This window comes from Chimaeribacter sp. YP20170169 (genome assembly GCF_056739715.1).
The window spans coordinates 1690667-1711258 of sequence record NZ_CP176824.1; the positions used below are offsets into that span (position 1 = coordinate 1690667).

Consider the following 20592-nt stretch of genomic DNA (forward strand, 5'->3'; position numbering starts at 1 on the left):
TTTCTTACTGGTGAGAGAGGCAGCAGGTTGATTGGAAAGCGCAAAAAATAAGCACTTGACTTATTTGTAGTTAAATATTTACATTGCTGTAACACGGAGTCATAAAGTGTCGTTATACTCAAATTAGTTGCCACCAGCCGGTGGCAGCTAACCGAAAAAGCCGGTGCGGGCGTCACTGCCTGTCCTGACTGCGAGGAGCGCTGATGCGGAAGTCCATGAATGGGCTGTTAGGTTTACCATCAAACACTTTCTCTTTCGTCGTCTCGAGGGCGAATGCCGCGCCACCGCCATTTTCGGCACAACCTCCCACTCTACCAACCAACCAGCATCTCTTGCGTCATACCAAAAATGGAAAATGTTGCCAGCCTGGCAACCTCTCTTCATGGCGCACGCCGTCCCGGCCGGGCCAGCGCCCTGCCAGACAGCCACCCGTCGCCATTGTCATTGGCTAATGCGGTCTTAAAGGGGACCAACCTCATCTGTATGTGAAACCTGTTGTCAGAGTATTCGTCTGCGGTGCTGCACAGCCGCAACGGTAGGTGAAACAAACTGTAAGGTGCCACTATGGGAAGACAGAAAGCAGTGATCAAAGCTCGTCGTGAAGCGAAACGTGTTATCCGGCGCGACGCACGCAGCCACCGGCAGCGTGAGGAGGAGTCGGTAACCTCCCTGGTCCAAATGGGCGGGGTAGAATCCATCGGCATGGCGCGCGACAGTCGGGACACCTCGACCATTGAGGCGCGTACGGAAGCTCAAGGTCATTACTTATCAGCCATAGAGAACAAGCAGCTGATCTTCGCCACGGGCGAGGCTGGCTGTGGGAAAACCTTTATTAGCGCGGCCAAGGCCGCCGAAGCCCTGATTCATAAAGAAGTGGACCGGATCATCGTCACCCGTCCGGTGTTGCAGGCCGATGAAGATCTCGGCTTCCTGCCCGGTGATGTGGCGGAGAAGTTCGCCCCCTATTTCCGCCCGGTGTATGACATCCTGCTGCGCCGCCTTGGCTCATCGTTCATGCAATACTGCCTGCGGCCGGAGATTGGCAAGGTGGAGATCGCCCCGTTTGCCTATATGCGTGGGCGCACCTTCGAGAACGCGGTGGTGATTCTGGATGAGGCGCAGAACGTTACTGCCAGCCAGATGAAGATGTTCCTGACGCGGCTGGGGGAGAATGTCACCGTGATCGTCAACGGCGACATCACCCAGTGTGACCTGCCGCGCGGCGTCAAGTCTGGGCTGAGCGATGCGCTGGAGCGTTTCGAGGAGGATGAGATGATCGGCATTATCCGCTTCACCAAAGAGGACTGCGTACGCTCGGCGCTCTGCCAACGCACGCTCAATGCGTATACCTGACACTCTGTCGGCCTGCCCGGCAGGCCGTAACCCCAACAGACCCTGATAGCAAGGCCGCACTGCGCGGCCTTTTTTTATTACAGCATGATCACCATCAGGTAGGCGAGGAACAGCGCCAGGTGGGCGGTGCCGTTCAGCACATTGGTGCGGCCGGTGGAGAAGGAGACTTGGCAGAGCATCAATACCGCCAGCATCACCACGATGTGCGGCCCCTCCAGCCCAAAGATGAGCCGCTGGCCGGTCAGGGTGGCAATCAGCGTCACCGCCGGTACTGTCAGGGAGATGGTCGCCAGCACCGAGCCGAAGAACAGGTTCATCGCCCGCTGCACCTGATTATTGAGTACCGCCCGCAGCGCGCCCAGCCCCTCCGGTGAGAGGATCAGCAGCGCCACCAAAAAGCCGGTGAACTGCGCCGGTGCGTTGAGCGTCTGCAACAGGTTCTCGAGCGGCGTGGCGTTGACCTTAGTCACGGCAATCACCGCCACCAGATGCACCACCAGCCAGACTGCGTGCCACAGGCTGCTGTGCGCCGAGGGCTTGCCGTGGTGCGGGTCATCCCCCTCATCCTCATGCTCATAGACAAACAGGCTCTGGTGGGTCTTGGTCTGGATCAGCAGGAACACGCCATACATCGCCGCGGAGATGCCCGCCACCAGCAGCGCCTGTGTGGTGTTGTAGTTGCCCTCCGGCAGTACCGCCGGCAGCACCAGCACAATGATCGCCAGTGGGAAGATGGCCATCAGGTACTGCTTGATGCCGCCCAGATTGACATACTGGGTCGCGAACTTGCGCCCGCCGAGCAGCAGCGAGACGCCCACCAGCCCGCTGGTGACGATCATCAGGATGGAGAAGAGGGTGTCACGCATCAGCGCCGGGGCGGCATCGCCGGTCGCCATCAGCGCCGAGATGAGGCTGACCTCCAGAATCACCACCGACAGGCTGAGGATCAGCGAGCCATACGGCTCGCCCAGCCGGTGCGCCAGCACATCCGCGTGGCGCACCACGCTAAAGGCGCTGGCAAGGATGCCGACCAGCGCCACCAAATTGATGCCGGCCAGCGCGGGCAGGGCGGTGGTATTTCCCCAGAGGGTAAGGATACCGAGGGCGAGCAGCGGCAGCAGCAGGGAGTACTCGCTGTGGCGGGTTTTGGCGCGGGCCGGTGGGGCGGTCGACGTCATGGTTCTCATGCTCCTTTTCAATGTTGCCGGGGCAAAGGGATGATGCAGTAACGGGGTGCCGTGGCGCTAAGTATAGCCCCGGCCTAGGAAAACAGCGTTACAGTAACAAAGTATGTCAGGCTTTTGGGCGAATTTACCTAATTTTACCGCGTTGGTTTTTTTTCATTTATCGAGTCCTGATTACCCCATGTTTAATCGCCGTTTAAGGAGGGTATGCCTGTGAGTGCTTGCTTTTGTCTTCCAAGCCATGCCTTGCTACGCAACCCTCGCCAAAGGATTTATGCTTTTTTGCCATGTGGCGCAGTAAAAACGGGGATCATGAGAAAAAAGGTGGGTTTCAGCATACCCACAAGTGATGTTCTACACTTGAAACGATGCCAGCCACTGGCTGGCCCCTTGTGATACTGGAACAGGAGGAGCCTGATGCCATTTAAATCCCGTACCGATCTGCCAGACAACGTGCGCCACGTGCTGCCGCCCCATGCGCAGGATATCTATAAAGAGGCGTTCAACAGCGCCTGGGACCAATACAAGGACAAGGATGACCGGCGCGGCGATGACACGCGCGAAGAGACAGCCCACAAAGTGGCGTGGGCTGCGGTAAAGCATGATTATGAGAAAGGGGATGACGACCGCTGGCATCCCAAAAAGCATTAAACCCACGCTTTCAACCGGCAGGGCGGGGTTCCTGACCCTGCCTACCATTTCTGCCAGACTCCTGCGTGTTCCTTAGAGAAAACATTCAGCCATCACCGATTCCTCTGATAGGCCCATGTGATTGGTATCGGTTCCATCTGGCTTTTCAACGGCTTTGTTATCCCACAATCGTACTATTGTCATAATTTTTTGTGCTGTGATTTGTCGCCAGCTTGATTGACGGGCGAGAAACGCATAAGGTTTATCCTAATTAGCCCGGTCAATCGAAGGGATTACCTTATTCGTCAGGCTGATAAATGTATAAGCAAGGTCGTAAGAGAGGAGGGCAGCCACAGGTGTTAACGCGAGATTTTCTACAGAAGGCGGATTGTAAGACGGCTTTCGGGACGATTGAGGAGGCGCTGCTGCTCTCACCGGAGCAGCGTCTGGCGTCGTTGCGTTGTACCCTCTCGCGTCGGCCGGACAACAGCCCGGTATGGATTTTTGGCTACGGCTCGCTGATGTGGAACCCGATTTTTGATTCTGAGGAAGTGCGGCGCGCGACACTGAACGGTTGGCACCGGGCTTTCTGCCTGCGGCTGACGGCCGGTCGCGGCACCGCCGCCCAGCCGGGCCGGATGCTGGCATTGAAGGAGGGCGGCAGCACCACCGGTCTGGCCTTCCGCCTCCCCGAGGAGAAGCTGGAAGAGGAGCTGGAGCTGTTGTGGAAGCGCGAGATGGTGACTGGCTGCTACGTGCCGACCTGGTGCGAGCTGGTGTTGGAGGATGGCAGTCGCGTGACGGCGCTGGTGTTCGTGATGGACGCCGCCCACCCGCTGTTTGAGGCCGATACCCGCTCCCAAGTGATCGCCCCACTGATCGCCCGCGCCCACGGCCCGCTTGGCACCAACGCCCAGTACCTCTATGCGCTGGAGCAGGAGCTGAAGAAGCACAATATGCAGGACGAGTGCCTGCGCGAGCTGGTGGATCATGTGCGCCTGTTGCAGCAGGATGCGGCGAATAGTGAGGATGTGCCCCAGGTGGGGCAAGCGTAGGGGGCAGGCATTGCGATTGCCTGTGACCTCGCTAGGCCGGAGGCGGGTTGCGGTTGTTTGGGTTCCTTTTTCTGCTTTGGCTTTCGTGGTTATTTTTGGCCTCGCTGGGGCCGGAGCAGGGTTTCGGTTGTTCAGGTTCCTTTGTCTACCTGAGCCTCGGCGCCTCAACCGAGCAGGGCCTGCCGGCGCGCCGGCCCTGCACCCGCGCGCTTTGGGGGGAATGGCTAATCATTGCCCGCTCTCGCGGGTGACCCTCGCTGCGTCTCCGGGCTTTCGGGCCGGGCCAGACGCGCTCCCGGCGCGGCTGGCCCTTTCGCTGGCGTCCTGCCCACTCACCCGGCCCTGCGCCTCCACTCGGCAATGATTTAACGCCCTCACCATTGTGCAAATGCTTGGCTGTGTGAGGGGATGATTTAGGCATCGTGGTTGCCAGTGGCTCCGCTAGGCCGGAGACTGGTTTCGGTTGTTTGGGTTCCTCTGTCTACCTGTACACCTGCGCCTCAACCGAGCAGGGCCTGCCGGCGCGCCGGCTCTGCACCCGCGCGCGTTGGGGTGAAATGGCTAATCATTGCCCGCTCTCGCGGGTGACCCTCGCTACGTCTCCGGGCTTGCGGGCCGGCCCAGACGCGCTCCCGGCGCGGCTGGCCCTTTCGCGGGCGTCCTGCCCGCTCACCCGGCCCTGCGACTCCACTCGGCAATGATTTAACGCCCCCACCGTTTCTGCAAATTCTTGGTTATGTGAGGAAAGAGTAGGGAGGGTGATTTTTATTTGTGGGGTGTTGTGGGTAGGGCTTGCTGTTGCCTGTTGCCGTGTTTAGGCCGGAGCAGGATTTCGGTTGTTTGGGTTCCTTTTTTGCTTTGGCTTCAGAGCCTCAACCGAGCAGGGCCTGCCGGCGCGCCGGCCCTGCACCCGCGCGCGTTGGGGTGGAATGGCTAATCATTGCCCGCTCTCGCGGGTGACCCTCGCTGCGTCTCCGGGCTTGCGGGCCGGCCCAGACGCGCTCCCGGCGCGGCTGGCCCTTTCGCGGGCGTCCTGCCCGCTCACCCGGCCCTGCGACTTCACTCGGCAATGATTTAACGCCCCCACCGTTTCTGCAAATGCTTGGCTATGTGAGGAAGGAATAGGGGAGTTCGTTATATATGTGGAGTATCGCGGGAGCATTATTATTGCCTGTGGTCTCGTCAGGCCGGAGAGGGGTTTCGGTTGTTCAAGTTCCTTTGTCTACCTGAGCCTCGGCGCCTCAACCGAGCAGGGCCTGCCGGCGCGCCGGCCCTGCACCCGCGCGCTCTGGGGTGCCTCGGCTAATCATTGCCCGCTCTCGCGGGTGACCCTCGCTGCGTCTCCGGGCTTGCGGGCCGGCCCAGACGCGCTCCCGGCGCGGCTGGCCCTTTCGCGGGCGTCCTGCCCGCTCACCCGGCCCTGCGACTTCACTCGGCAATGATTAACGCCCCCCACCGTTTTTGCAAATGCTTGGCTATGTGAGGAAATAGTTGGGGGGATTTTTATTTGTGAGGTGTCGTGGGTAGGGCTTGCTGTTGCCTGTTGCCGCGTTTAGGCCGGAGCAGGGTTTCGGTTGTTTGGGTTCCTTTTTCTGCCTGTGCGCCTGCGCCTCAACCGAGCAGGGCCTGCCGGCGCGCCGGCCCTGCACCACGCGGGCGTGTTTAACCTTCGGTTTGTCTTTTTAGTATTTTTTGCTTTAGCTTCTTTGATGATTTGCGACCTCGCTTAGGCCGGAGACTGGTTTCGGTTGTTTGGGTTCCTTTTTCTACCCGTACGCCTGCGCCTCAACCGAGCAGGGCCTGCCGGCGCGCCGGCCCTGCACCCGCGCGCTTTTGGGTGGAATGGCTAATCATTGCCCGCTCTCGCGGGTGACCCTCGCTACGTCTCCGGGCTTGCGGGCCGGCCCAGACGCGCTCCCGGCGCGGCTGGCCCTTTCGCGGGCGTCCTGCCCGCTCACCCGGCCCTGCGACTCCACTCGGCAATGATTTAACGCCCCCACCGTTTCTGCAAATTCTTGGTTATGTGAGGAAAGAGTAGGGAGGGTGATTTTTATTTGTGGGGTGTTGTGGGTAGGGCTTGCTGTTGCCTGTGGCCGCGCTAGGCCGGAGCAGGGTTTCGGTTGTTTGGGTTCCTCTTTCTACCTGTGCTTCAGAGCCTCAACCGAGCAGGGCCTGCCGGCGCGGCTGGCCCTTTCGCGGGCGTCCTGCCCGCTCACCCGGCCCTGCGACTTCACTCGGCAATGATTAACGCCTTCACCATTTCTGCCAATGCTTGGCTATGTAAGGAAATAGTTGGGGGTATTAAGACGAAAGATTCGACGCCGATAGAGCGCTTTTCACTTATGGACATATCCTTGGATCAAGCCCAACGCGAGTTACATTCAAATATCACGTAGCCATAGCAAGGTACTTTATTGAATCCAAGAGGCTTAATTAAGTCCATATGCTGCCCTGATGCTTTATCCGCACAAGGGATAGCTCATTTATCGCGGTTACCATCAATCAGGTATCAGGATTAGCGATCCGCTTTGTGCCAAAAGCGGACACGACCAACAACAGATGTAGTTACAAATAAGGATTCAGGTGCTGTTTTCAACTGCGGCTAAATATCAGCTTCAATCCCGCAATCGCGAAGCAGCAGGCTAATAACGCATCAAGCCCGCGGCGAATACGACGATAAAATGCGCTCATTAATGGCGTCGAGAATAGCAGCGCGTAGCCGCAAAATACCGCCACGCAAATAGCCGCACAGCCGAAAACGATCATGGGTAGAGCAGAGGCTGTCGCACCGGGCTTAAGAGCTACGGACATGATCGCCACCCAGGTAAGAATCGCTTTCGGATTGCCGACATGCATCAGGATACCCTGCCGGAAAATTTTGCCATATGCGACGCTTTTGTCCTGTGATTTACACACGCTGCCGCCAGAGCGGGAAAGCGCAGATTTACCCGCTTTGCCTGCCAGCCATAACAGATACAACCCACCGCCGACTTTTAACACGATCAGCAACTGCGCAAAAGTTGCTAGAACGGTTAACACGCCGCAGGCCGCCAGAAGCGCCCACATCATCGAACCGCCGATGACACCACCTGCCAGAGCCAAAGCTGCACCGCGGCCCTTATTCATGGCCGTACCCATAATAGCCATATTACTTGGCCCTGGACTGGCTGTTGCGACAAAATAAGTGGTGTAAATCAGAATCAATTCATGCGAAAGCGCCATGCTTACCTCTACGGTGGGGTTGTCCTTTGTTTCAGTTATATCGAATCGCGCAAAAATTTACTATGTGTCATTGCTTATTCTAGCGATGATCACGTTATCGAAATGTCCTCTTCTCGCTCATAGCGGACATTGACCTGCTTGTTAGTCCGCTCTGTGCCAGAAGCGGACGTTTACTGGCATCGTCTAGAGGCCATCAATGAAGAATATTGCGCTATCGCAATTCTTGACCGTTCATTCCATAATTGCTAAGGTGACTGCTGTGTTTATTGCGGGAGAGCCTAATGGCAGGCAGACCGAGAGAATTTGATGACCAGCTTGTGATACAGGCTGCTATGGATACGTTCTGGCGAAACGGCTTTGAAGCGACATCCGCTCAGGCACTCGTTGAGAGTACAGGGCTGGGTCGTGGAAGCCTGTATGCGGCTTTCGGTAACAAAGAAAACCTCTACCATGAAGCCCTGCGCCGCTATCACAGCTCAAGTATTGAGTTTCACGAGGCTGTATTCAGCCAGGCCGGTAGCGTTAAGGACAGGTTACGCAGTCTGCTTGAAAAAGGTATTGAGCTGGATTTCAGCAACATCGAGCGAAACGGCTGTATGGCAATATTCTCTCCCCTGGAAAGAGCCGCTAAAGATAAAACCGTTGAAGAACTCAGCCGCAGTTATATCAAAAAGCTTGAGGCAATGTTCATCAGGCTTTTCGCCGCCGGGATTGCTGCCGGGGAGTTTCAGGCCGACCGGCAGCCTGAAGTTATGGCTAAGGCATTTATGTGCGCATATTTTGGTTTCCGGGTGTTCGGCAGAGTTGTGCATGAACCTGAGTATCAACGGGATGCAATCGAAGCGTTAATAATGAGCATTTAGTTTAAAGGCCACCCGGCCTTTTTATTTACCTAATTCTTGAATGATCGTTACAGTATGTATGGGAGAATGTTAATGTCTGAAGATTTAAACAAGAGTCAGCTGATTACTGCCCATTACTGTGAGAAAGATCGACCAGAAAACATTATATGGAACGCGCAAATAGAAGGGCTTCTCAGCCATCGTTCCATCAGGAGTTTTTCACAGCAAGCACTGCCAGAATACTGGTTTGAGACGCTTGTTGCAGCCGCCCAGTCAGCTTCAACATCCTCAAATCTGCAGCAATGGAGCGTGGTAGCAGTTTCAGATCCTGCGCTTAAGGCTCAGGTCAGAAAGCTCTCCGCGGGAGACAAAGGTTTGGCAAACAGATACATAGAAGAGGCTCCTGCGATACTTCTCTGGATTGCAGACCTGTCGCGAAATCATGATATGACCGTCTCCGATGGTCTTTCTCCGGGAGTGCATGACTACCTTGATTCATTTGTTATGGCAACAGTTGATGCCGCACTGGCTTCACAGAATGCAACGGTGGCAGCTGAGTCAATCGGACTGGGTACGGTTTATATAGGTGCGACACGCAATAAGGCTAAAGAGCTGGCTGAGCTTATCCAGCTTCCGGCTCACAGCTACGTCGTATGCGGCCTGGTCGTCGGATGGCCTGCGACTGACAGCGATGCAGCTATCCGTCCGCGCCTGCCTCAAAGTGTTGTAGCGCATCATAATCTTTACAGCACTTGTGACTTTGACGCTCATGTTAAAAGTTATGAAGAGGCATTCCATGTGTTCCGTGAAGGCCTGGGCATGAAGGACAAAACCTGGAAACAGGCAGTTCAGAGCGCAGCTACCAGTCTGGATTATATGGATGGGCGTCAGAATCTCCGCGCGACTCTTGAAGGACGTGGGTTCGGTTTTAAGTAAGAGCTTTAGGCGGCTGTATATGGAATCACAGCCGCAAAATTGCCAATATCCTCGTATCCCAGCCTAATGCTTTGAACGTCCGCTCCTCGCTCAAAGCGGACTTTGCCGCGCGTACACGGGAAGATGACAGTCTTAACCTCTGACTCCCGCTGTACAAAGAACCCGCTGCGCTCGTCAGCCTGATGGAAGCACGCGGTTGGCTTACTTGACCGGGGACAGGCTTTTATCTTTCGGAGCCACGGCATGCTATCCACCTGACGTCCGGTTCACTCAGTGATGAACAGTCAGCGGCCCTGACTCAGAACCTGGCCGATGCGCATACTGGCTGCGACAGTCATCGTGGCAGGCCTCATCATGATGAAACTCGCGTCCTGACGGACTAAAGCTGTCAGAAAGAAGTGGCGGGCAGCCGCCATTTCTTTCTCAGCGCGCCCGTTCGTTCACTGTCATGGTAAAAACCAGCAAGCTGCCGCCTGAGCAGGCATAGCTGTGCCGCTCGTCCGTCCGGGCAATTGCCGAACAGCCCTCCGTGATAACAACGCTTTCCTCTCCCACGGTCAGATGCAGGGAACCCTGTACCACGTGCAGAAGCTCGTTTGTGCCCGGAGTGTGTCCTGCGGCTTCAAAAATCTCGCCGGGGTGCATTTCCCATTCCCAAAGCTCAACCATGTCAGGACCGCTTGTGCCGGCCAGCAGGCGCGCGCTGCCTCCATGCTCTCCGTGCCATAGGCAGGGGATGTTTTCCGCAGGAATAACGTGCACGCTCGGGCTGCTTGCCACGTTAACGATGTCGGCTACTGAAACGCCCATGGCCGATGCCAGTCTGCAGAGCAACGCAATGCTGGGATTGGCCCTGCAGGCTTCAATTTCCACCAGCATACCCTTGCTCACGCCCGCCTGCCGCGACAGCTCGTCCAGCGACATTTTCTTCTGGCTGCGATACTGCCTGACGGCAGCCGAGAGGGCCTCATTAACCACGGATGCATCCGCACCCGTGCCGGTCGATATATTGACTTTTTTGTTCACTGGTCATTATCATGTATTAAAATGGTCATTACAGGATTATCCAATGTTCACAGTACATCCGTCAATCAGCCCTGACATCGCAAAGTTGGCGCCAGGTTTTCGCGCACTGAGCATCAGCGTGGCTGCCGCCCCGGTCGTTAATGCCAGCGTCGGTGAGGCTGCGCTACACAGGGCGTGTGAAGATGTTCTCGCCGGTCAGCCGGACTGGGCGGACGCCCATCTGAATGCCTGGTCAGAGGTCTTTCGCGCCTTCGGGGCAAAGCCAAAACGCACGCCCTGCTCGGCAGAGGCCCTGCGCAAACGCGTACTGCGCGACGGCTTCATGGCGGCCCTTGATCCGGTGGTAGACCTGTATAACGCAGTAAGCCTGCGCTACGCCGTCCCTGTTGGCGGTGAAAATGGGGATGCATATCGCGGCAGCCCCCGACTGATGGTAGCCAGCGGCAACGAACCGTTTGATACGATGAAAGAGGGGCTGGAAGCGACTGAATATCCGGACGCCGGAGAAGTCGTGTGGTGCGATGACACAGGCGTCACTTGTCGTCGCTGGAACTGGCGACAGGGTGTGCGGACCCGCCTGAGTGCGTCAGATAAACATATGTGGTTCATCCTGGAAAGTCTGCCTGAAATGCCGCTCGACGCCCTGCACGAAGCTGGAAAAATGCTGACGGATGGGCTTGAAGAAATGATGCCAGGCCTGCAGTACAACGTGGCGCTTATCGAAGCATTCTGATACCGGTCTTTACTCCGGCTGATATCTTTTTATCGGCCTGTCCTGGGCGGACGCGGCAGCGGCTCGCCCCTCAATTCTAACTCGCTGCGTCTCCGGGCTTGCGGGCCGGCCCAAACGCGCTCCCGGCGCGGCTGGCCCTTTCGCGGGCGTCCTGCCCGCTCACCCGGCCCTGCGCCTCCACTCGGCAATGATTTAACGCCCCCACCGTTTCTGCAAATTCTTGGCTATGTGAGGAAATAGTTGGGGGTATTAAGACGAAAGATTCGACGCCGATAGAGCGCTTTTCACTTATGGACATATCCTTGGATCAAGCCCAACGCGAGTTACATTCAAATATCACGTAGCCATAGCAAGGTACTTTATTGAATCCAAGAGGCTTAATTAAGTCCATATGCTGCCCTGATGCTTTATCCGCACAAGGGAGTGCTCATTTATCGCGATTACCATCAATCAGGTATCAGGATTAGCGGTCCGCTTTGTGCCAAAATGAGACGTTAACTATATCCTGAGCCAGTAAGGATTAATCCCAGCTTGAGCTATAATACGACAATTTAGCTGGACACATCAAGATTTTGATTAAAATTAAAGAAGAACTTGATTTGGCTATTGCAAATAGTAACATGAGTGAATTCCTATAGTGGGAAAAATGAAAATTTTTGCTATTAAATATATGGGGCGAACCTTTTAAATGGCTGACAACCTGAGTGAGATTAGAGAATCTACCGTAAATGAACTTTTAGATAAGGTAAGGCAAAACAAATATGGAAAATATTTGTTGAAAGCCAAAATTGGTAAAATACGTGGTTTTACTGGGGAAGATATTTCCTTTGAATTTCCTGTGACGGCTTTGGTGGGGCCTAATGGCAGCGGAAAATCTTCAGTGTTAGGAGTTGCAGGATGTGCCTATAAGGATATTAAACCGGGTATATTCTTCCCCAAGAGTGCCATTGGCGACGAAAGTATGGCAGGATGGAAAGTAGAATATGAAATAATCGATAAGGATGTTAACCCCCGCCAATCTATTCGTAGAACTAGCAGTTTTCGTAGAGCCAAATGGGTAAGAGATGAAGTAGTTTCAAGAGATGTATATTTTTTTGGTATAGAGCGCACTGTACCTGCGGGTGAAAAAACGAAATATAAAAAACTTACTCGCTCGTCATATCATCACACTGGTCTTTTAACATCTTTGAGTGCTGACGTAGCTAAACAGATAGAGCATATTTTAGGTAAAGATGTATCTAGATTTAATGTGACAGACATTGGGCATAATGAGAAATTCTTTGTTGGTGATAATAAGGGTAATAGATATTCAGAGTTCCACTTTGGGGCTGGAGAGTCATCAATAATAAGAATGGTTTCAGAAATAGAAAATGCTTCAGATAATAGTCTTGTTTTAATTGAAGAGATAGAGAATGGGCTACATCCAGTCGCTACAAAGCGGATGGTAGAATATTTAATAGATGTCGCGAAAAGAAAGTCCATTCAAACTGTTTTTACTACCCATAGTGATTATGCTCTAATGCCTTTACCTCAAGAAGCCATTTGGGCTTGTATTGATGGCCGGTTAAGGAAAGGGAGATTGAATGTAGAATCTCTTCGCGCTATTTCAGGAAGAGTAGACAAAAAGTTGGCGATTTTTGTTGAGGATGACTTCGCCAAAAATTGGGTTGATTCTATTTTACGAGAGAGATTAAGAAGTGATTATGACCAGCTTGAGGTACATGCGGTTGCTGGTGATGGCAATGCTGTATCAATCCATAAATCACATACAGCAAACCCGTCAATAAAATTTAAGTCACTATGTATTATTGATGGGGATTCTTCGCAGATAACAGATGACTCCGTAGGGATTTTGAGGCTTCCAGGATCTCAACCGGAGCGTAGCGTATTCGATGATATTTTAAAAAATATTGAAACTACTTTAGCGGTACTTACAGTTTCTTGCCAGCTACCACCAGAATCTCAATCGCAAGTGAGAAAAGTAGTTGAATCAGTTTCTAGGACAAATCGAGATCCTCACTTGCTATTCAATCAGATAGGGATGGACTTAGGATTTATATCTGAAATTATCGTTAGAGGTGCATTTTTAAGCTTATGGTCAAGACAAAACGATGATTACTGCTCAGAATTGGTTGGTAGGGTTAAGGCGATTTTAAATTAACGCCTGAATAAATAGACTTTATCTGGAGGTTTACCCTCCAGATAACCAATTTAATTTTAATTTTTTTATTTATGCAAATAGATAATTTTAATCTCTAGAAATAAGGTTCGCTTCTTGCTCATAGCGGACGATGTCTGGCCCGTAGCCCGCAGTGACCAAACAATAATCTGTCGAGGGCAATATGGGGCTGCATCCGGCTCTTTTACAAAAAGTGATGCAATTGAGGGACGCAGCCTAGGGGAGGGAGGGCGTTTATTTCAGCGGTGCCGCCAGCGTGACAATCCACAACTTGCTGTCCGATTCAGGTTTCTCCAGCGGCTTGATGCCGATAGTCGTTGCAACCGGCTTATCATCTACCGTAAGCGTCCCCTGTTCGTTCACCCGATAATCCTTACGCTTCTTACCTTCAATCGGATTTTGCATGACCGTTCTCACGCCGAAGTCATTGTCATTGGTGACGGCCAGCGTTTTGTTGTCGATCAGCGCCAGGCCTTCGGCCTTCTCCTGCTGCCAGCCGAGTTGACGTAAATCGACCACCAGCGTTTTGGCGGCGAGCTTAATGCCGCGCTGCGCCAGCGCGTTCTCGTCGTCAAACTCCGGATACTCGCCAGGCTTATCGAACGCTGTCAGCTCGGTAGCCGGGCTAAGATCCACCTTATAGATAAGGTTGCGCATCGCATCGTCTTTGTCGCTGCCCTGTTCAATCAGCAGGATATGCTGATTGTCGAGCGCCACGATATCGCCAATTTTTGCGTCGCTGTTTTTACTGTAAGCGGTGCTGTCGATAGGGTAACCATACATCGCGGTTTTCCCGGTCGCCGGATCGAAGCTCAACAGGCGGGTAAAGCGCGCCTGCTTTTTACTTTTCCCGTCAATATCCAGCGTGCTCTGCACCGCGGCGATGATACGCCCATCCGGCATGCGGGTGAGCCCTTCAAACCCACGATTTGGCTGACGCCATTTGAGAACATTCGGCAAACCGCCCGCGTGGTGCAGGGCCGGCGCGCCGGCAGGCCCTGCTCGGTTGAGGCGCCGAGGCTCAGGTAGACAAAGGAACCTGAACAACCGAAACCCTGCTCCGGCCTAGTGAGGATACAGGCAACAACAATGCCCTCACGACACTCCACATATATAACGAACTCCCCCTATTCCTTCCTCACATAGCAAAGGATTTGCACAATGGTGAGGGCGTTAATCATTGCCGAGTGGAGTCGCAGGGCCGGGTGAGCGGGCAGGACGCCCGCGAAAGGGCCAGCCGCGCCGGGAGCGCGTCTGGGCCGGCCCGCAAGCCCGGAGACGCAGCGAGGGTCACCCGCGAGAGCGGGCAATGATTAGCCATTCCCCCAACGCGCGCGGGTGCAGGGCCGGCGCGCCGGCAGGCCCTGCTCGGTTGAGGCGCAGGCGTTCAGGTAGAAAGATGAATCCGAACAACCGAAACCCTGCTCCGGCCTCAGCGAGGCCAAAAATAACCACAAAAGCCAAAGCAGAAAAAGACATGAACAAACCGAAGGTTAAACACGCCCGCGTGGTGCAGGGCCGGCGCGCCGGCAGGCCCTGCTCGGTTGAGGCGCAGGCGTTCAGGTAGACAGAGGAACTCGAACAACCGAAACCCTGCTCCGCCCCCAGCGAGGCCACAGGCACCCGCAATGCCTGAAAACTTTACCTCCCCCCCTTGGGGGCGATTAACCATGTTCCCGCCCGGTCAATCTCCAGTGTCTGGCTGCCGCGTGGCTGGGTGCCAGCGCGGATCTCCAGCTGGTAGTGACCGGCTGGCAGGAACAGCATCGCAAAGCCGCTGGTGTTGATCTTCACTTCCTGCGGCTGGCCATTCAGCAGCACCTGCTCGTCGGGTTGCATGCGGAAATAGACCTGTGCCAGCGGCGTGCCGGGGGCGGCTGGGGCGGTGGCGCTGCTCGCCGGGCCATCGCCGCTGTCAGTTGCCGGGGCCAGCGCGGCCGGGGCAGGGGCGCGGTTATCCACGGTGGCCGGGTCTTGCGCGTCGCCGGAGCCGGTCGCCAGCCAGGCGATGGCGGCGACCACGGCGGCCAGCACCAGCCCGCCGGCCACCAGCACCAGCCAGGGCGGCTGGCGCGTGACTGATTGGCAGCCACCACCTCCGCCACCGGCACCGCGGCGGCGGCGGCCGGGTGGGCAGCGTTCAGCACCGCGGCGGGCGCGGTCATCGGCGAACTGGCAATCTCATTCACCTCGGTGACCGGCAACTCCAGCTCGGCGGCCATCTGGTCAATCGACTGCGGACGATCCTCTGGCTTCAGCGCCAGCGCATGATCCACCACCTGCAACAGCCCCAGCGAATAGCCAGCGGGCCGGCGCTGCACCAGCGGCACGTAACTGTCCTCAATGCTGCGCACCACGCTCACCGGCGGCGGCGCGTCAGCAATCAGCGTATGCAGCACCGCGCCCAGCGCGTAAATGTCCGTCCACGGCCCCTGCTCGCCGTCACTCTCCTCCATATACTGCTCAATCGGCGCGAAGCCCGGCTTCAACATCACCTCAGTCTCATCAGAGAGGTTGCCAATCTCCTTGCGCGCCGAGCCAAAATCGAGCAGCACCGGCAACTGGTTCTCCTGAATCTGGATATTGTCCAGCGAGATATCGCGGTGTAGGTAGCCCTCCTGATGGATGGTGCGGATGGCGCTAAACAGCGGCGGCAGCAGCTGGCGGATCCACGCCTCATCCATCACCTCCGGCTGCTGCGTCTTCAGGTTCTTCAGGCTGGAGCCAGTATAGAACTGGGTGCCCATATAGGCGGTGCCGTTCTCCTCCCAGAAGCGCAACACATGCAGCAGGCCGGGGTGGGAGAAACGCGCCAGCAGGCGCGCCTCCTGGATAAAGCTGTGCAGCCCCGCCTGGAAGGTCTTGCTAAAGCGGTCGCTGCGCACGCCTACGCTCAGATCCTCGTTGCGCTGCGCCAGCTTGGTCGGCATGTACTCCTTGATGGCGATTACCCGCTCCAGCTGGTGATCGTAGGCGCGGTAGACAATGCCAAAGCCGCCCTCGCCAATCACCTCCAAAATCTCAAACTCCCGGAAACGGTAGCCTACCGGCAGGCTGTTGGAGGGGCGCTGACTCTGTTCAATTCCCGACATAGTGGCTTCTCTGTTAGTTAACCGTACGATAGGCCGCAGCGGCCGGGTCGCGCATTTCAGGGCTGACCTTCTCCACCAGCAGGAAGGTCAGGGCAGTGCTGGTCTGGGGCAGCAGCGGCAGGTAGGCGGCCTGCGCCAGCCCCATCGCCTGCTTCAGCGTATCCGGATCGGCGGCCTCTTTGCGGCTGATCTGCAACACCACGCGGCCATCGAAGCGCCAGGCGTGCAGCGCCGGGTCGAACGGCAGCAGCAGGAAGCTGTCTGGTGCCTTCTCACTGTTGGAGAGCAGCATCTGGCGGTTGTCGGCGCTCACCACCGCCAGCGCGGCGCTGGTCGGGTTGAGGTTGGCGAGCGGGAAACCGCGATAGAAGGTCAGGGGCGTCGGCGCGGCGCTGGCGGAGGGGGTCACGCTGACGTCGCTCCGATCGGTCATCCAGCCATCCGGGGTACAGGTGACGCTGTCGCCACTCGGGATGAACATCGCACTGCCGTCGCGCTCGGCGTCCCAGAAGGTGCGGATATGGCAGCCGTTCGGCAGGGAGAAGGTAATGGGCGTCTGGCCATCGGCTGGCACGCCGGGCACTGCCGGGCCTGCGGCGGCATCGGGCAGCACCACCGGCTGCCACTCGCCGCTCTTCAGCGCATCGCCCTGTGCCAGCCGTGCGCCCTGCTTATTATTCAGGGTGAAGGCGAGGTGGGTGGTCTCGGTACACTGCTTCTCAATCAGGGTGCCGACGCGCGGCAGGAAGTCGTTCAGCACCGCCGGGTCTTTGCTCTCCAGCGAGACGATCCGCAGCGGCAGCGTCGGCTGGCACCAATCTTCCGGCTGGTTGCTCTTGACGTCATCGATGTAGATCTCCAGCTTCAGGCTGGGCGAGTAAGCCAGACGGTAATCCTGCGCCTGCGCGGCCGGCACGGCCAGCAAGGCGACAACTCCTGACATCCATAATTTCATAGCGAACCCTGACTGTGTGTAGGTAGACATAAGCCTCAACCCCGTTTCGACGGCATAAAGCGGCCGGCATCCGGAAAGGAGTGCATCAGGGTGGTCTCCTGTGGGGAGCCGACCCAAACGGCAATGGCACTGTAGTTATCACTGTTGTTTTCGTTCTGCCGGGCGCGATCCATCAACGCAATCCACTCATGGGGGGAGTTGACCATGTGCAGCGACTGCTCCAGCTCCGCCTCGGTGAAGCTGTGCCAGAAGCCGTCGGTGCAGAGCAGGAACACGTCGCCATCCTCCAGTTGCAGCACGTCGCTGTAGCTGGCGTCCCGCGCCTCATCCAGACCCAGCGCGAAGTAGAGCAGGTTGCCATTGATTCCCTGCGTGGAGAAACCGGCATCCTTCATCTGCTGCACCAGACTGTGGTCGGTGGTCACCTCCGACAGGTAGCCACGGCGGAACAGGTAGAGCCGGCTGTCGCCCGCGTGTGCCCAGTAGGCCAGCGAGTAGTCGCGATCGATGAACAAGCTGACCAGCGTGGTGCCCATCTTCGCCAACGTGGTGTCCTCGCGCTGGCGGCGGCGGATGGCGGCGTTGGCCCCGGTCACGTAGCGGCGGATGCTCTGGGCATCCAGATGCTGTTCGCCATCAAACTGTGCCAGAATGGCGTCCCGCGCGATCCTGGCCGCCACCTCACCGCCAGGCAGGCCAGCGATGCCGTCACACACCACAAAGCAGGCGGAGCGCTGGCCAACCACCTCACCGGTCTGGTCTTGATTGGTGGCACGGCTGCCGCGCTGCGAGGTGGAGGCGATCGTTATATTCATCATTCGTCCGGTTTGATCTGGGAATCTTTGTACTGGTTAACCTCGGCGTCATAGGCGCGCAGGAACGCCTCGCCAAACAGCGTGTGGAAATCGTTCTCCACCTCACCGGCGGTCTTTTGATAAGTGCGGGTGAAGTGATCCCACAGCGCCCCCTTGCGGCTGGGGGAGAGCGAGAAGCGCGGCGCATTGCCCTCGCGGCGCGCCTCCTCCTCCAGCCGGTCTGGGTTGAAGGATTGCAGCATGGCGGAGATGATGGCGCGGATACCGGCGATCATCCCCAGCTGGTGCGCCTGCAGGTCAATCAGCGCGTCGCGCACCGCCTGCTCCGGCGGCATGAAGCCCGGCATCTTGCTGCCGAACATCTGCATCAGCACGGTTTTGCCCGAAGGCAGCAGCTTGAACGGGTTATTGGCCTCATCGAGGATCATCGTCATCTCCGCCTTCACGCCGCGCTTGAGGATCGAGCGCGAGGAGAGCAGGGCGACGGTGCCCTGTGAGAAGAGGCTCAGCAGGCGGCCCACCTCGTTGAGCTGGTGCTCATCGAAGCGCGGCGGCGGTTGCAGATCATTCAGCCCCATCCCCTCCAGCAGCGCGTCGAGCATGTTGCCATCCAGCGCCTGCTGGCTACCGTGCAACAGGTTGCTGTGGCGCGGCACGGGCGGCGCGGTGTAGCCCACCGGATCGATGCCCAGACGGCCAGGGCGCACCGGCGCGCGCGGTGTCTCCACCGGGGCTGGGGCGGCAGGCAGCGGGGCCTCCTGCATCGCCTGTTGGCGCATCAGCAACGCCTGCTCGGCGCGCTGCTGCGCCTGCGCGTCATAGGGGGCGGCGGGCTGCACGAACTCGGCCTGATCCTGCGGCACCACGGGTGGCACAATCACCGGCTGCGGCGCGGCGACCGGCTGTGGGGCCGCGACGGGTTGTGGGGCCGCGACGGGCTGTGGGGCCGCAACGGGTTGCGGCGGCACTACCTCGGCGGGCGGGGTGGTGTAAGAGGGCGGCGGGGCCGACTGGCTCAGGTCGGTCACCTGCAACTGGTAGTCATCAATGTCCAGCAGGTCGCCATCCTGCAACTCCACCTGCCGACCGCGCTCCAGCGGGATGTCGTTGAGCACCACCCGCGTCACGTTGCCGCGGTTGGTGATGCGGCACTCACCCTCTGCCGAAATATGCACGATGGCCTGCAACCGCGAGATGGCGCGGTCCTCATCAGGCAACACCAGGTTATTGTCCACGCTGCGGCCGATGGTTCCGCCGGGCGGCAGGAAGTCAAAGCTGCTTTGCGGGGGAAAATGGCCCTGTTTACTCTTAACAATCGTGAATCGCATAACATATTCCTGCAGTGGTGTCTGGCGCGGGCGCCCCACCGGGCATCCGCCCGCGCAATGGCGCCGGGGCTGGCTGACGGCGGCCGGCCGGTCGCACCCTTATGGGTTACGGTTGATCAAGCTGCGCGGCGAAACGGGCAAACAGGCGGCCCGCCTCCCCGCTGTGGTAGAGGTCGATACAGGCGACGGTGTGATAGCTTCCCGCCACCGGCCCGGTAAAGGGGCGGTCGAGGAAGCGATCGATCAGGGCATCGCCCGCGCTATAGGCCGCGGCGGGCAGCAGGCTCTTCCCGGCATACAGGGCCGCCGACCGGTGGGCGTCCGCAGAGAGCGCGCTGGCGCTGTCCGCCTTGGCAATGCAGCGGCTAAACAGCCAGTTGCGGAACAGCGCCTCCTGGACGGGTTCGGCTGGATGGATCGCGAGGGTTGCTGCGTTGTCTGATGCCCGGGCACCGGAGCCAACATTTACCGCCACCAAAACCAGCAGCGATTTTAAACAAATACCAATAGAGTTTTTACTGCTTTTCATTAGAATTTTTACTTATTCTTAAAATCTAGGGTGAAGGTCAACCCGGTCACTCACTCGATGATCCAGGTCTCGGACGCATCCTTGCAGGCTTTGCTGTCTTCGCCGACCGTCACGCAGTCATTTTTCGCCTTCACGCGGCGCGGGCGATCCTGGCGCAGGGTCGCCTGATAGTGGGTGCTTGGCACCCCCGCATTAAAGGGCACGTAACCCACCAGATTGCCCTCCTTCTCCTCACTGATCGCCAGCCAGCGGTTGTTCGGCTGACCAATCACGTAAAACGGCTTGGCATTGGTGAGGTAACCCACCACCTGGCCGCCGTAGTCCGGGCGGGTCATGATACTGGCGGCATACAGGCTGGTGTATGGCTGGTTGATCGGTTTCAGGCTGGCCGGCACCTCAATGGCGCGGCGGTGCTTGAGCGTCAGGTCGCCGACCTGACTGGTGATGATGTCGTCCGGGCCATCCTTGTGCAGCGGGCCGGATTTACAGGCGCTAAGCGCCAGCGTTGTCAACAGTACCAGCATGATGCGTGTTTTCACAATGTCCTCTTTGTTGTCCGGCTCACTTCTTGAACGGATATATTTAGCGCTAACGGAACGCCAATGCGAATTCATTTAGCCCAATTATATTGACTCAGCGCCCTGATTGTACTGAAAAAAAGACAGAAGAATACATTCTCAGATTCCCTTTAGCGCAGAATGGCATAAGTGTTG

16 protein-coding genes and 2 pseudogenes are annotated in these 20592 nt (G+C 57.2%); 7 read left to right on the forward strand and 11 right to left on the reverse strand.

Going from position 1 to position 20592, the window contains the following annotated elements; genetic code table 11:
• Positions 1–564: 564 nt before the first annotated feature.
• Positions 565–1353: a phosphate starvation-inducible protein PhoH gene (gene phoH, locus ACK3SD_RS07530; protein ID WP_137762966.1), complete on the forward strand. Its 789-nt coding sequence runs from the start codon at positions 565–567 to the stop codon at positions 1351–1353.
• A gap of 77 nt (positions 1354–1430) precedes the next feature.
• Here the strand turns inward: phoH and chaA are convergent, their stop codons facing one another.
• The gene (gene chaA, locus ACK3SD_RS07535) at positions 1431–2531 is read right to left on the reverse strand and encodes a sodium-potassium/proton antiporter ChaA (protein ID WP_481127321.1); all 1101 of its coding nucleotides are present in this window, start codon (positions 2529–2531) and stop codon (positions 1431–1433) included.
• Positions 2532–2954: 423 nt separating this feature from the next.
• Here chaA and chaB point away from each other — a divergent pair, with 423 nt between their 5' ends.
• Together chaB and ACK3SD_RS07545 are read left to right on the forward strand one after the other, a co-directional pair.
• Positions 2955–3188, forward strand: coding sequence for a putative cation transport regulator ChaB (chaB, locus tag ACK3SD_RS07540; protein WP_137762968.1), 234 nt, complete (start codon positions 2955–2957; stop codon positions 3186–3188).
• Between the two features lie 335 nt (positions 3189–3523).
• Positions 3524–4222: a gamma-glutamylcyclotransferase gene (locus tag ACK3SD_RS07545; protein WP_481127322.1), complete on the forward strand. Its 699-nt coding sequence runs from the start codon at positions 3524–3526 to the stop codon at positions 4220–4222.
• Between the two features lie 2592 nt (positions 4223–6814).
• Here the strand turns inward: ACK3SD_RS07545 and ACK3SD_RS07550 are convergent.
• Positions 6815–7444, reverse strand: a complete 630-nt coding sequence (locus ACK3SD_RS07550; RefSeq protein ID WP_481127323.1) for a LysE family translocator — start codon at positions 7442–7444, stop codon at positions 6815–6817.
• Positions 7445–7725: 281 nt separating this feature from the next.
• Here ACK3SD_RS07550 and ACK3SD_RS07555 point away from each other — a divergent pair, with 281 nt between their 5' ends.
• Together ACK3SD_RS07555 and ACK3SD_RS07560 are read left to right on the forward strand one after the other, a co-directional pair.
• Entirely contained in the window at positions 7726–8307 is a 582-nt protein-coding gene (locus tag ACK3SD_RS07555; protein WP_481127324.1) for a TetR/AcrR family transcriptional regulator, read from the forward strand.
• Between the two features lie 72 nt (positions 8308–8379).
• Positions 8380–9222, forward strand: a complete 843-nt coding sequence (locus ACK3SD_RS07560; RefSeq protein ID WP_481127325.1) for a nitroreductase family protein — start codon at positions 8380–8382, stop codon at positions 9220–9222.
• 423 nt (positions 9223–9645) lie between these two features.
• Here the strand turns inward: ACK3SD_RS07560 and ACK3SD_RS07565 are convergent, their stop codons facing one another.
• The gene (locus ACK3SD_RS07565) at positions 9646–10248 is read right to left on the reverse strand and encodes an XRE family transcriptional regulator (protein WP_481127326.1); all 603 of its coding nucleotides are present in this window, start codon (positions 10246–10248) and stop codon (positions 9646–9648) included.
• A gap of 43 nt (positions 10249–10291) precedes the next feature.
• Here ACK3SD_RS07565 and ACK3SD_RS07570 point away from each other — a divergent pair, with 43 nt between their 5' ends.
• Positions 10292–10981, forward strand: a complete 690-nt coding sequence (locus tag ACK3SD_RS07570; RefSeq protein ID WP_481127327.1) for a B3/B4 domain-containing protein — start codon at positions 10292–10294, stop codon at positions 10979–10981.
• A gap of 688 nt (positions 10982–11669) precedes the next feature.
• The gene (locus tag ACK3SD_RS07575) at positions 11670–13142 is read left to right on the forward strand and encodes an ATP-dependent nuclease (protein WP_481127328.1); all 1473 of its coding nucleotides are present in this window, start codon (positions 11670–11672) and stop codon (positions 13140–13142) included.
• Positions 13143–13394: 252 nt separating this feature from the next.
• On the opposite strand, the pseudogene ACK3SD_RS07580 reads toward ACK3SD_RS07575, so the two are convergent.
• From ACK3SD_RS07580 to ACK3SD_RS07615, 8 genes and pseudogenes are all read right to left on the reverse strand, one after another.
• Positions 13395–14129 (reverse strand): annotated as a pseudogene (locus ACK3SD_RS07580) (esterase-like activity of phytase family protein); the annotation flags it as partial.
• A gap of 672 nt (positions 14130–14801) precedes the next feature.
• Positions 14802–14999: a hypothetical protein gene (locus ACK3SD_RS07585; RefSeq protein WP_481127329.1), complete on the reverse strand. Its 198-nt coding sequence runs from the start codon at positions 14997–14999 to the stop codon at positions 14802–14804.
• A gap of 265 nt (positions 15000–15264) precedes the next feature.
• Positions 15265–16252, reverse strand: a pseudogene (locus tag ACK3SD_RS07590) (serine/threonine protein kinase); the annotation flags it as partial.
• Between the two features lie 13 nt (positions 16253–16265).
• On the reverse strand, positions 16266–17195 hold the full coding sequence (locus ACK3SD_RS07595; RefSeq protein ID WP_481127330.1) for a type VI secretion system-associated protein: 930 nt from the start codon (positions 17193–17195) through the stop codon (positions 16266–16268).
• A 47-nt stretch (positions 17196–17242) separates the two neighbouring features.
• Entirely contained in the window at positions 17243–18022 is a 780-nt protein-coding gene (locus ACK3SD_RS07600; protein ID WP_481127331.1) for a PP2C family protein-serine/threonine phosphatase, read from the reverse strand.
• The gene (gene tagH / locus ACK3SD_RS07605; protein WP_481127332.1) at positions 18022–19350 is read right to left on the reverse strand and encodes a type VI secretion system-associated FHA domain protein TagH; all 1329 of its coding nucleotides are present in this window, start codon (positions 19348–19350) and stop codon (positions 18022–18024) included. The genes ACK3SD_RS07600 and tagH overlap by 1 nt, the downstream gene beginning before the upstream one ends.
• A 106-nt stretch (positions 19351–19456) precedes the next feature.
• Positions 19457–19825 (reverse strand): T6SS amidase immunity protein Tai4 family protein, encoded by a 369-nt coding sequence (locus ACK3SD_RS07610; RefSeq protein ID WP_481127333.1) that lies wholly within the window; start codon positions 19823–19825, stop codon positions 19457–19459.
• A gap of 104 nt (positions 19826–19929) precedes the next feature.
• Positions 19930–20418, reverse strand: a complete 489-nt coding sequence (locus ACK3SD_RS07615) for a hypothetical protein (RefSeq protein ID WP_137762981.1) — start codon at positions 20416–20418, stop codon at positions 19930–19932.
• Positions 20419–20592 lie beyond the last annotated feature (174 nt).